This is a genomic window from Reyranella sp. (genome assembly GCF_004297265.1).
GTDB lineage: Bacteria > Pseudomonadota > Alphaproteobacteria > Reyranellales > Reyranellaceae > Reyranella.
The window spans coordinates 1-12,876 of record NZ_SCUT01000035.1 but is presented as its reverse complement, the minus strand read 5'-3'; the positions used below and the strand labels follow the sequence as shown (position 1 = coordinate 12,876).

At 65.5% G+C, this 12,876-nt stretch carries 9 protein-coding genes and 1 pseudogene; 2 read left to right on the top strand and 8 right to left on the bottom strand.

Annotated elements, in window-relative coordinates:
- Positions 1–11 precede the first annotated feature (11 nt).
- Positions 12–2,027 (top strand): hydantoinase/oxoprolinase family protein, encoded by a 2,016-nt coding sequence (locus EPO41_RS15280; protein WP_296326614.1) that lies wholly within the window; start codon positions 12–14, stop codon positions 2,025–2,027.
- Positions 2,028–2,094: 67 nt separating this feature from the next.
- Positions 2,095–3,759 carry a hydantoinase B/oxoprolinase family protein gene (locus EPO41_RS15275; protein WP_296326612.1) on the top strand — a complete coding sequence of 555 codons (1,665 nt, stop codon included), beginning with the start codon at positions 2,095–2,097 and terminating at the stop codon, positions 3,757–3,759.
- A 204-nt stretch (positions 3,760–3,963) separates the two neighbouring features.
- Here the strand turns inward: EPO41_RS15275 and EPO41_RS15270 are convergent, their stop codons facing one another.
- The 8 genes and pseudogenes from EPO41_RS15270 to EPO41_RS15235 all read right to left on the bottom strand — a co-directional run.
- Positions 3,964–4,878, bottom strand: coding sequence for an aminotransferase class IV (locus EPO41_RS15270; RefSeq protein ID WP_296326610.1), 915 nt, complete (start codon positions 4,876–4,878; stop codon positions 3,964–3,966).
- 464 nt (positions 4,879–5,342) lie between these two features.
- Complete coding sequence (locus tag EPO41_RS15265; RefSeq protein ID WP_296326608.1) at positions 5,343–6,110, bottom strand: amino acid ABC transporter ATP-binding protein; 768 nt, start codon at positions 6,108–6,110, stop codon at positions 5,343–5,345.
- Complete coding sequence (locus EPO41_RS15260) at positions 6,107–6,766, bottom strand: amino acid ABC transporter permease (protein ID WP_296326607.1); 660 nt, start codon at positions 6,764–6,766, stop codon at positions 6,107–6,109. Before EPO41_RS15260 ends, EPO41_RS15265 begins: the two co-directional genes overlap by 4 nt.
- A 13-nt stretch (positions 6,767–6,779) precedes the next feature.
- The gene (locus EPO41_RS15255; protein WP_296326605.1) at positions 6,780–7,460 is read right to left on the bottom strand and encodes an amino acid ABC transporter permease; all 681 of its coding nucleotides are present in this window, start codon (positions 7,458–7,460) and stop codon (positions 6,780–6,782) included.
- A 13-nt stretch (positions 7,461–7,473) separates the two neighbouring features.
- On the bottom strand, positions 7,474–8,307 hold the full coding sequence (locus EPO41_RS15250; RefSeq protein ID WP_296326603.1) for a transporter substrate-binding domain-containing protein: 834 nt from the start codon (positions 8,305–8,307) through the stop codon (positions 7,474–7,476).
- On the bottom strand, positions 8,304–9,038 hold the full coding sequence (locus EPO41_RS15245) for a GntR family transcriptional regulator (RefSeq protein WP_296326601.1): 735 nt from the start codon (positions 9,036–9,038) through the stop codon (positions 8,304–8,306). Before EPO41_RS15245 ends, EPO41_RS15250 begins: the two co-directional genes overlap by 4 nt.
- Before the next feature lie 95 nt (positions 9,039–9,133).
- Positions 9,134–12,481 carry an adenylate/guanylate cyclase domain-containing protein gene (locus EPO41_RS15240; protein ID WP_296326600.1) on the bottom strand — a complete coding sequence of 1,116 codons (3,348 nt, stop codon included), beginning with the start codon at positions 12,479–12,481 and terminating at the stop codon, positions 9,134–9,136.
- Positions 12,482–12,689: 208 nt separating this feature from the next.
- Positions 12,690–12,876: pseudogene (locus tag EPO41_RS15235) on the bottom strand (cyanase); the annotation flags it as partial.

Here is a 12,876-nt window from a genome sequence, read left to right as displayed (position 1 = left end):
GCGCGCGGACGATGCGCGTCGGCGTCGAGGTTGGCGGAACGTTCACCGACCTCGTCGCCGTCGAGGGCGGCCGGGTCGTCGTCACCAAGGTGCCGAGCACGCCGAAGTCGCCCGATGTCGGCGCCTTCGCGGCCCTCACCGCGTCGGGCATCGATCTCGCGCGCATCGAAGATCTCGGCCACGGCTCGACCGTCGCCACCAATGCCGTGCTGGAGCGCAAGGGCGCGACCGTGGCCTTCGTCGCGACGGCGGGCTTCCGCGACCTGCTGTTCATGCAGCGCCACGACCGGCGCAACATCTACGATCTCTTCTATGCCAAGCCCGCGCCGCCGGTGCGCCGCAAGGATTGCTTCGAGGCGGTCGAACGCTTGCGCGCCGACGGCTCCGTCGAGACGCCGCTCGACGAAGCGAAGGTGAAAGCCCAGCTGCTGCCCGCCCTCAGGGACGGCGGCTATCGCGCGGTCGCGATCTGCCTGCTGAACGCCTATGCCGATCCGGTACACGAGAAGCGGCTCTCCGCGCTGATCGCCGAGGCGCTGCCCGGCGTGCTGGTGACCTGCAGCCATCAGGTGGCGCGCGAGTTCCGCGAATTCGAACGCGCCTCGACGACCCTGCTCTCCGCCTATGTGCAGCCGGTGATCGACGGCTACCTGCATCGCTTCGAGAACAAGCTCGCCGAGGCCGGCTTCAAGGGCCGCTTCACCGTGATGCAGTCCAACGGCGGACGCCTGCCTGCCGAGGCGATGCGCCAGAGCGCGATCACCGCGCTCTATTCCGGTCCCGCGGCCGGCGTCGTCGGCGCGACGCGCCAGGCGGCGCGCTCCGGGTTCAAGGACCTCATCACCTTCGACATGGGTGGCACTTCGACCGATGTCTGCCTGGTGCAGGACGGCCGCCCCTCGCTGGCGGCCGAGACAGAGATCGACGGGCTGCCGATCCGCACGCCCGTGCTCGACATCGTTTCCGTGGGCGCCGGCGGCGGCTCGCTCGCCTGGGTCGACGATGGCGGCATGCTGAGGGTCGGCCCGCAGAGCGCCGGCGCCGATCCCGGTCCCGCCTGCTACGGCCGCGGCGGCACCGAACCGGCGACGACCGACGCGCATATCGTGATCGGCACGATCCGGCCGGGCGCCTTCCTGGGCGGCCGCATGAAGCTCGACGGCGAGGCCGCACGGCGCGCCTTCGAACCGCTGGCCGAACGCTTCTCTCTCAGTGTCGAGCAGGCCGCCTCCTCGGCGCTGCAGCTCGCCGACGCCAACATCGTGCGCGCCATCCAGCTCGTCTCGACCGAACGCGGCCGCGATCCGCGCGACTATGCGCTGGTGCCGTTCGGCGGCGCGGGCCCGCTGCATGCCGCCCGCATCGCCGAGGAACTCGGCATCTCCACCATCGTGGTTCCGCCCAATGCCGGCGTGATCTCGGCCTACGGGCTGGTCGCCTCCGACTACACCAAGTTCGACGCCGTCACGCGCAAGATGAAGCTCGACGACACCGCGGCACGCGAGGCCGACCGCGTCTTCGGCGAGATGCGCGAGCGACTCGCCGCGCAGTTCGCCGAGATGAAGCTGCCGGGCACGCTGGACTACACCCACACGCTCGATATGCGCTTCGTCGGCCAGGCCTTCGAGGTCGGCGTCGAGATTCCGGCCGATCGGCTGGGCTCGCTCGACGCGACCTATCTCGCCGGACTGTTCGCCGACGCCCATCACCGCACCTTCATGCACGGCGCCAATCTCGACCGTCCCGTCGAGATCGTGACCCTGAGGGTCGGCGCCACGCTCCCCATCGGCGGCGCCCCGAAGCTCGACCGCGAGACGCTTGAGCAGCGCGCGCCCGAACAGGCGAAGATCTTCCATGGCGAGGCCTGGCTCGACTGCGACCGTCACACGGCCGAAGCGCTGGCCGCGGGTCAGGCGATCACGGGCCCGGCAGTCATCGAGGGCTACACGGCCACGACCTGGGTACCGCCCGGCTGGACGGCCGGGCTCGACGAAGCGGACAATCTGATCCTGCGGAGGACGTCATGATTCATCGGAGCGCGCCACTCCAGTGGCGCATCATGATTCTCGAGCGCCACTGGAGTGGCGCGCTCCCATGACCATGAACCCGATCGACTATGCCGTCATCAGCCAGGCGCTGATCGCTGCCGCCCGGGAAATGGGCGTGAAGCTGATCCGCTCCGCCTACTCGACCATCCTGCGCGAAGCGCGCGACGGCTCGGCCGGCCTGATGGACCGCGACGGCAACACGGTGGCGCAGGCCGAGCTGATCCCGATGCAGCTCGGCCCCATCGGCGAGACCCTGCGCGCCTGCCTGCGCCGTCATCCCGTCGAGACGCTGAGGAAAGGCGACTTCCTGATCAACAACGACCCGTTCGAGGGCGGCCAGCACATTCCCGACGTCTTCATCTTCACGCCGATCTTCGTGGACGGCCGGGTCGTTGGCTTCGGCGCCTCGGTGGCGCACCATCTCGACCTCGGCGGCGGCGCGCCCGGCCTCAACATCCATGCCTCCGACGTCTACCAGGAGGGGCTGCGCTTCCCGCCCTCGCGCTACAGTTTCGAACACGACTGGAACGGCGGCTCGTTCGAGCGGCTGGTGACGGCCAACGTGCGCGTGCCCGACCTCACCATCGGCGACTTCAACGCCCAGTTCGCCGCCAACGCGATCGGCGTGATGCGGGTGAAGCAGCTCTGCGAGCGCTACGGCACCGACAAGGTCGAGGCGGCGATGCACGAGATGCAGGATTATTCCGAGCGTCGCGTGCGCGCCGCCATCGCGCAAGCCCCCAAGGGCACCTTCTACGGCGAGGATGCGGTCGACGACGATGGCCTCAGCGACGAGCCGCTGGTGGTGAAGGCCAAGGTCACCATCGCCGACGATTCGGTCGAGATCGATTTCGAGGGCACCTGCGCGCAGGTGAAGCGCAACCTCAACTGTCCCTACTCCAGCACGCTGTCGGCGGCGCTCGCCTGCGTGAAGTCGGTGCTGACCAGTCCCGACATTCCCTACAACGAGGGCATGGCACGGCCGATCGCGATCAAGGTGCCCTACGGCTCGCTGCTCAATCCCAGGCCGCCGGCGCCGGTGCGGGCGCGCATGATCCCGGCCTATCGCGTGTTCAACGCGGTGATGAAGGCGCTGGCGCAGGCGCTGCCCGACAAGGTGATCGCCACCGGCTTCGACTGCACCACCGCCTTTTGCCTGAGCCACCTCGGCGAGAAGGGCTACAGCGTCTATCTCGAGATCTTCGGTGGCGGCTACGGTGCCTCGAAGGACGCCGACGGCTGCGATGCCGTCGATTCGCCGCTCAGCAACTGCTCCAACGCGCCGGTCGAGTCCCTCGACATCGACTACGGCTTCTTCCGCATCGTCGGCTACGAGCTGGCACCCGATTCGTTCGGCCTGGGTGCCCGGCGCGGCGGTGCGGGCTTCACGCGGCGCTGCGAGATCCTGCACGACGATGTGCAGCTCGCCATCTACTCCGACCGCTTCCGCCTGGCGCCTGAAGGCCTTCTGGGCGGTGAGCCCGGCCAGCGCGGTTCCTGCCGCGTCTTCCGCGCCGACGGCCGCGTCGAGGAGCTGAAGAGCAAGGCCGCGATTGACCTCGGCAAGGGCGACATCGTCGAGATGTTCGTGGGCGGCGGCGCCGGCTTCGGCCGGGTCGTCGAGCGCCCCGACGCGATGATCGAACGGGATTTGGCCGACGGCCTGCTCACGCGCGATCCACGCGATGCACGGAAGCTCGCGGCGGAGTAAAATCTAAAGCCTCCCCATTCAGATGGGGAGGAGGTTCGAGCGTTTTTCCGTTTCATTGGTTTCGTATATTTCGTTTATTTCGTGGCCATTGCGCGCCAATGTCGCCAGGTAAGGGCCTGAACGAGCTTACGATTTCGCCGCTGACCAGCGGTCCCTGCCCAATCGGGATGACAGCATTGCTGGCACGCTAGCAACGCTGTCCCTTCACAGCGCTCCGACCGATTTCAGGTAGAGGTCGCTCGCTTCCTTCGTGACCTTGCCCGCCTTGCCATCCGCAATGAGCCGGCCGTCGACCCTTGTCACCGGCGTGACGCCGCCGAGGGTGCCGGTCACGAAGGCTTCGTCGGCGGAATAGACCTGCGCGAGCGTAAAGTCGCATTCCTTCGCGACGTTGCCGGCCGCGCGCCAGGCGTCGATCACGTTCTGCTGGGTGATGCCCTTGAAGCTGTAGAGGCTGGTGGAGGTCCACAGCTCGCGGCCGCGCACGATGAAGAAGTTGGTCGAGTTGCACGAGGCCACGAAGCCGCGCGGGTCGAGCATCAGCGCCTCGTCGGCGCCGGCCTTGATGGCCTGGATCAGCGCCTGGATGAGGTTGAGTCGAGAGTGCGAGTTGAGGCGCAGGTCGAACTGGTCGGGTTGGGTCGTGCGGAAGGTCGAGGTGAAGAGCGCGTAGCCCTTGGCTTTCGCTTCGGGGATCGGCGTCTTGTATTCGGCGACGCAGACGATCGTCGCCTTGCCGATCACGAAGCGCGGATCCTGGTTGGGCGTCTTCTTGAGGCCGCGCGTGATCATGAGGCGGATGTGCGCGCCGTCGGTCATGCCGTTCTTCGCCAGCGTATCGGTCACGACCTTCGTCACGCCGGCGCGGTCGAGCCCGATGTCGAGATCGATCGAGCGCGCGCCCTCGAACAGGCGATCGAGATGGGCGTCGAGGCTGATCAGGCGGCCCTTCACGAGGCGCAGCCCTTCCCACACGCCGTCGCCCAGCACGAAGCCCGAATCGAACACCGAGACGCTCGCCTCGCCCCGCGGCACGAACGCGCCGTTCACGTAGACCAGCACCTGGTCGTTGCGCGCATCGGCCAGATAGGCCTGGGCGCTCGCCTGTTCCGTAGTCATGGCATGTTCCCTAGATCAATGAGAATTCAGGTTTAGCAACACAAACCCGTCGTCCTGAGCGGAGCGAAGCGAAGTCGAAGGACCTCTTTTCGCTTCGACACACCATGCGCCGGAAAAGAGGTCCTTCGACTGCGCCGCCCTGCGGGCGGCTTCGCTCAGGACGACGGGGATTTTTGGGATCGCCGGCACTAGAAGCTGAATTGCTTGTGGCTGGCGAGGAAGGCGCGGGTGCGGTCCTTCTTCGGGTTCTTGAGGACCTCGTCCGGCATGCCTCATGACGTTTCCCTAGATCAGTACGAGTTCAGTTTTGACAACACGAACCCGTCGTCCTGAGCGGAGCGAAGCGAAGTCGAAGGACCTTTCTTCCACTTCGACACACCGTGCGCCGGAAAAGAGGTCCTTCGGCTGCGCCGCCCCATGGGCGGCTCCGCTCAGGACGACGGGGATTTTTGGGATCGCCGGCACTAGAAGCTGAATTGCTTGTGGCTGGCGAGGAAGGCGCGGGTGCGGTCCTTCTTCGGGTTCTTCAGGACCTCGTCCGGCGGGCCCTGTTCGTGGATGGCGCCGTCGGCCAGGAAGATCACGCGTGTCGCGACGTGGTAGGCGAAGCCCAGCTCGTGCGTCACCAGCAGCATGGTGCGGCCCTCCTCGGCGAGCGCCAGGATGACGGCCAGCACCTCGCCCACCAGCTCGGGATCGAGCGCCGAGGTGGGCTCGTCGAACAGCAGCATCTCGGGGTCCATGGCGAGCGCGCGCGCGATGGCGACCCGCTGCTTCTGGCCGCCCGAGAGATGCGCCGGGTAGGTGTCCGCCTTCTCCGCAAGACCGACCCGGGCCAGTTCCTTGGCGGCCCGCGCCTCGGCCTCGGGCTTGGGCATACCGCGCACGGTGCGCAGCCCCTCCATCACGTTGCCGATCGCGGTCATGTGCGGGAAGAGATTGAACTGCTGGAAGACCATGCCGACCCGCTGGCGCACCTGGATCAGCTCGCTTTCAGGATAGCTCCGCTCGCCGGCCCGACCCTCGCGGCCCAGCACCTGGCCGTCGAGCGCGATGGTGCCGCCGCCGGGCCGCTCCATGAAGTTGAGGCAGCGCAGCAAGGTGCTCTTGCCCGAGCCCGAGGCGCCGAGGATCGCGATGCGTTCGCCGCGCGCCACCTCGAGATCGATGCCGCGCAGCACGTCGGTGTTCCCGAAGCGCTTGGTGAGGCCGGTGACTTTCAGGATCGTCATTCGTCCCGTCTCAGGCGGCGTTCGAGGAAGTAGCTGAACTGAACCAGCGGCCACAGGAACACGAAGAAGATCACCGCCACCGCGGTATAGGCTTCGATCGGATTGTAGTTGAGCGAGGCGATCAGCTTGCCCTGCTGCAGCAGCTCGACATAGGCCACGGCCGAGGCGAGCGTCGACATCTTGAAGATCTCGATGGCGCGGTTGGTCAGCGCCGGCAGCATGCGCTTCAGCGCCTGGGGCAGAATGATGCGCCGCATCGCCTGGCCCCAGCGCATGCCGAGCGCCCGCGCGCCGTCCCACTGGCCGGTCTCGATCGACTGGATGCCGCCGCGATAGATCTCGGCCGAGAAGGCCGCCGAGTTGAGCGAGATGCCGAGCGAGGCGGCGGCCAGCGGCGAGATCTGGAAGGGCAGCAGGATCGGCAGGGCGAAGTAGAACCACAGGATCTGCACGAGCACCGGCGTGTTGCGGAAAAACTCGACGAAGATCGTGGCCGGGATGTGGAGCCAGCGGTTGCGCGAATAGCGGCCCAGCCCAACGATCAGCCCGAGGCTCAGGCCCAGCACCAGGCAGATGGCGAAGATGCGCAGGGTACCGGCGGCGCCGACCAGCAGCGCGTCGGTATTGTCGAAGACGGAGGCGAAGTCCCAGCGCATCAGTGCCCCCCGCTCAATGCACTGTGCTCTCGCCGCTGCGCGCCAGCCGCAGCTCGACCAGGCGCGCGACCTGGCTCGCGAGGAAGATCACGACGAAATAGATCAGCGCCACGACCGTGTAGGTCTCGAGCGGCCGGAACGTCTTCTGCGAAACCTCGTTGGCGGCGAACAGCAGGTCGGCATAGGAGATGGTGGCGATCAGGGTCGTCGTCTTCATGAGCTCGATGGCGCGCTCCATGAAGGCCGGGATCATGCGCTTCACCGCCTGCGGCAGGATGATCCGACGCATCGCCTGGTCGTGGCGCATGCCGAGCGCCCGCGCGCCGTCCCACTGGCCGCGCTCGATCGACTGGATGCCGGCGCGGAAAACCTCGGCGAAGAACGAGGCCGACTGGATCGAGAAGGTGACAGCGCCGGCCACGAACGGCGTCATCTCGATGCCGACCAGGATCGGCAGGGCGAAGAAGAACCAGAAGAGCTGGACCAGCGGCGGCGTCGTTCGAAACACTTCGATGACGAAGCCCGCCGGCCACGACAGGAACCGCCGCGGCGACAGGCGCAGCAGCGCCAGTCCCAGCCCCAGCGCGACGCCGAACGCCAGCGCCGTGCCCGTGATCCGGAGCGTGTTCACCAGCCCCTCGACCAACAAAGGTGCGTTGGCGAGGACCGGCGAGAAGTCCCACTGATAGGCCAAGTGGCGCGGCCGCCTACTTGATCATCTCTTTCATGACCGGCGGCGCGGACTTGGGATCGAGGCCGAAGTCGGCGATCGCCTGCTCGTACCACTTCTGGGTCTGGCCGCTCTTGTAGTAGTCGGCGAACTGCTTATCGACCCATTCGGTGAAGGCGGTGTCGCCCTTGCGCAGGGCCGCGCTCGACGGCTGCGATTCGGCGGGCAGCGGCACCACAATCTTGCCCTTGCCGAGGCGCTGGCGCGCGGCCAGCAGCGGCGGATGGAACAGCAGCACGGCATCGACGCGGCCCGACTGGAAGGCGGCGATCGCCTCGGCATTGCCGGGGAAGCGCTGGATGTCGGCCTTGGGCGTATGCTGGGTCGCCCAGCGGTCCATGGTCGAGGCCTGCGGCACGGCGATGCGCACGCCCTGCTTGTTGAGGTCCTCCCAGGTCTTGGCGTTGAGGTCGTCGCGCGCCAGCACCGCGAGCGAGTACCAGAGGAGCGGCGATTCGGGGAAGTTGGCGGCCTGTTTGCGCTCGGCCGTGGCGTCGAGCATGAACATGATGTCGATCTTGTCGCCCTGGAGGGCTGCGATCGCATTGCCCCAGGTCACTTCGACCGGCTCGAACTTTACACCCAGCTTCTGCGCCATCGCCTTGCCCATCTCGATGCCGAGGCCCGAGGCCCATTGGCCGGTCTTGGGATCCTTCGAATACCAGGGCGGCGCCTGGGTGACGCCGACCCGGAGCACGCCGCGCTTCTTCACCTCGTCGAGCGTGCCCTCGGCGCGCGCGGCGAACGGAATGGCCAGCGCGGCGGCACTCGCGGCCGCGACGGCGAACAACGAACGTCGATTGATGGTCATGATTTGACTCCCCTCTTTGGCTTCCCCGACAGATCCGGCATCGAGCGCAGGAATTTCTCCGTGGTCTCGACGCCGCGACGCATGTGATCGGCGATCTCGGCCTTCATCGCGTCGAACTCCGCGCCGAAGGCTGCCTCGATGTAGCTGTCATGGCTGTCGCGCTTCGGGCCCCGCCGTCCGTGCGCGCGATGATGCGCCGCCCAGTAGAGCTGCAGCCGGCCGCGCAGACCGTGCCAGGCGCGCTGCAGGAGCTTGTGCCCGCTCGCCTCGTAGACGAGGCCGTGGAAGTCGAGCTCGTTGAGGATGCTGGCGCGGTCGTCGTCGGCATCGATCGAGGCGATCAGCACGTCGTTGCGCCGCCGGAGCTCGGCGCGGAACCGGTCGTCGCGGCGCGGCCAGACCTGCTCGAAGGCGAAGGTCTCGAGCACGGTGCGCAACGAGTAGATCTCGTGGACATCCTCGACCGAGAGCTCGGCGACGTGCGTGCCGGTATAAGGCACGGTCACGACCAGCCCCTCCTCGATCAGCTGCCGCAACGCCTCGCGCAGCGGCCCGCGACTGACGTCGAACCGCTCCGACAGCGCCGTCTCGACCAGCGGCGCCCCCGGCGGAATGTCGCCCGCCAGGATCGCATGCCGCAGCCGCTCGACGATATGCGCGCGCAGCGTCGCCTTGGGCACCCGCTCGAAGAGCGCGCCGACATCGCTCGTCGAGAGATCGGAAAAAGCCAATTACCACCCCTTGCATCTGAATCGTCGATTGTTGACAATCTGGCACAAGGAAGGGCCGCCGCACAAGGAGTGCGACGGTCGGCCTGATCGCAAACTCACCCGGATAGAACACGCTTGAGCTGCTGCCTCGCCTCAACGATGTCCAAGGCGTCATGACCTTCGGTGAACCAATCGAGCGGCGGCGCCAGGACAGCTTCCGCCGCTCTATGGTCGCCATCACCAGCCAGCAATTTCGCCAAGTCGCTACAGGCCCGAAGCTTGTGAAGGTTAGCCGATTGCATATCCGCGAAGGCAACCGCTTCCCGATACTTCGCGGCAGCCCCCATGCGGTCGCCGTCAAGTTCCAGGATCCGTCCGGACATGCGGAGGTACTCCGCGTATCCAGTCCGTTCCGCGACCTCGCCGTACAAGGCTTTCGCCTGCACTACGTAACGACGGGCCTGTTCGAGGTTGCCCATCCGGAAGAACATATTGGCTGCTTCTACGAGAAGCATATCGAGCGAGAAGTTGTTGCCGGTCCTGCGCCAAAGTGCGAGGCCGCTATCGAGTTCGGCGGCACCACCTTCTGAGTCGCCCGTGGCTACAATGGCAATGCCATGCGCCGCCCTCGCTTGACCAAGGCGACTCCCATAACCGTATCTCTCACAAAGCTCGATGCTTTCCCGTATCGGGCGCAAGACCTCCGAGTACTCACCCAGAACAAGCGCGTTGCGCGTGACCGTCACGAGGCACCACGCAATGGAATATGGGTGACTAATCGCCCGTGCGCGATCGAGCGCCTTGTGAGCCAGGTCCCTGGCCGTAGTGGGAAGACCGTAGATGAGCTGCGACCGCGCGAGGTAGCTCATCGAGGAGCAACGCGAGTCGCCGCCGCCAAAGGAGCTGTCGCGGCTTTCGTCGTCCTTGAAATCGAGAATGGCCGACAGATCCTTGCAGGCATCTGCGATGTAACCGGCATGAAAGCGGCAGACTCCTCGAATTGAATAGTATTGGGCGCGAACGATCGGCGGCAGATCGTCGATCTGGGCCGAAGAGACGTAGGCCAGCTCGCGCTCCACCCGGTCAAAGTCCTGGCGGGCAAAATGCGTCGGCGCGTTACTGGCGCAGACACCAACGTAAAGCTCGCTATCGCCACTCTCTATAGCGGCTTGAAGCGCAGCCTCGCCGGCCTCGAATGCCTCCAGTGACGAATATCCATTCTGCAGCAGCGCCGCAGACAGTTTCTGCAGCAGACCGATGCGAGCACGTCGGCCATCGTCATCCGACGCCACGAGCGCGAGTGCCCGTCTCCACAACACCAACGCTTCCTTGTGAGATGCCGATGCAAACGCCACATCACCACCTCTCTCGAGCCAGATCGCCGCATCGCGAACTTGGGCGGCCGCCTCGAAATGATGGGCGATCAGTTCAGGTCTCTGGTCGGATCCCCCACCGATAAGAGCTTGCGCAATCCGGTCGTGCACCTCTTTCCGACGCTGCCGCAGCATCGTGCCATAAGCGGCATCCTGGATGAGCGCATGCTTGAAAATGTACGTTGTCGTCGCGCCTTGTTGACGCGAGAAAAGAAGTCCCGCGCCCAACAGCTGCTCGAGCCCCTCAGCCACCGCATTGGGTTGCAAGCCTGAGATGGCGAGCAGGAGACCGAGATCGAACTCACGGCCAATCGCTGCGCCGAGCTGGGCGACCGTCTTGGCAGGCGCCAACCGGTCAAGGCGCGCCATAAGTGAATCCTGCAGGGTCGCCGGAATTTCGGTACCAGTCAGCGGTCGCGTGAGTTCGTATTGGTCCTCACGATCGACCAACGCACCCGAATCGCACATGGCCTTGAAAAGCTCTTCCATGAAGAGGGGCACGCCATCAGCGCGGCTCGTGATGTATTCAGAGGCCTCCGCGGGAAGAGGTTTGCCGTTGGCCAAGCTTTGCAGCAGCAAGGCCGAGCTCGTGCGCGAAAGCCGACTAAGCGGCAGCGCGGTCGCCATCGGATGCGAACCCCAAGGCGGCCGGTATTCGGGACGATGAGTCACCACCACCATCAGACGCTGCCTGCCGGCTCCATCAAGCACTCGCGAGATCAGCGCCTCGGTCGTGGGATCGATCCAGTGCGCATCTTCAATGATCCAGAGAACCGGCAATCGGCGGCAATCGGCTGCTATCTGATCGGCAAAAGCATCGAGCACAAGCTGTCGTTTGCGTGCCGGCGTCAAATCGTCGAGCGTGCCATCGCCCGTGTCGTAGCCAAGCATCGAGGCGATCAACGCGATCTGCTGCGCATTGGTTTCAGGCAGAACAGTCGCGAGTTTGATCAATGCACCGGCATTGTCGCCGGGAAGCAGCCCGGCCACGGCACTCAACTGCGCAAGGGCCGGATAGAACGCAGAGTTGATATGGTGCGGGGTGCACTGGTACCGCAGGCGGATCTGCGGCTCGGCGGCAACGGCCTGCCAAAGAGAATCCGTGATGCGCGATTTGCCAATGCCCGCCTCACCGCTGAGCAATACAAGCTGATCGTCGAACACGCACGCTTGCTGCCAACGATCCAGGAGGAGTCCAGCTTCCTGTCCGCGCCCCACAAAGGCCGATCCTCGGTTTCGGCGCGTCGCCTCGAAGCGGCTGATACCCTGCCGCTCGTCTATGACCTCGAAAACCGGAACGGGTTCGGGAAATCCCTTGAAGGTCTGCGGCGGCAGGTCACGCAGCGCAAAGAGGTTCCCGATCAGCCTCCGGGTTGGGCCCGCTATCACGACACTACCGGGATCGCCCACGCTCAGCAGGCGGGCGGCCAAATTTGGCGTCTCGCCCACGACATTGATCTCGCGCGCGATGTCCTCGCCCAGGATATCGCCCACCACGACGGGACCGGTGGCAATACCGACGCGAGCCTCCAGTTGCCGACCATCGCGAGCTCGCAGCGTCCTCAGTACCGCGGTGATGCGGAGGCCTGCTCGCACCGCGCGTTCAGCGGCATCCTCGCTAGCGGTCGGATAGCCAAAGTAGGCAAGAATGCCGTCGCCCATGAACTTTGCCACGAACCCGCCGGCATCGCGAATCGTCGTGGCAACGGCCTGATGATATGTGGAGAGCAGGTCCCGCAAGTCCTCAGGATCGAGGGTACGCGACAATGCCGTAGAGGCGACAAGGTCGGCAAACAAGACGGTGAGCTGGCGCCGCTCGGGTGCCGCAATCGCCGGCAACGGGAGTTGTGGAGGAGATGTCGCAGGAGCCGGCGCGGCACCGGCTTCCTTCTCGTTGAGTGCGCGCCGCAACCGCTTGCGGTCTCCCAACGAAACTCCGAGTTCCTTCAGCTCGTCCTCGGTTAGAGAGGCGAGGACATCAAAGTCGATATCGTGGTCGCGGAACGCCTTTTCGTATTTGGACAGTCCGCGCTCACCCAGCCAGGTCGCGATATCAGTCATTGGCCGAATGCATACCTTGTCGGCGCGCATTCGTCACGATCTGCCAGATACTCAACCTTCCCGAGCGACGTGGAGCAACCCGGCCCGTCAAACGGCCGAGGGCAGACCTCCGGGCATGCTGTTGATTGGATCCGCGCTATCCTGAGCCTGATGGTCGGCCCCTACGCGGTTGAACAACACCGCCCGGAGAAAACGTTGAAACATTCGGCCTCGCACGCTTCCGCGAGTACCCGCTCGATCAGTAGCTCTTGTACCCCAGGAACTTGCCCGACATGGCGATCTTCACCCGGTCGCCCTTCTGGTCGGGCTGGCGCTCCATGGTCATGTCGAAGTCGATGGCGCTCATGATGCCGTCGCCGAATTCTTCCTGGATCAGTTCCTTCCAGGTCGTGCCGTAGACCTGCACCAGCTCGTAGAAGCGGTAG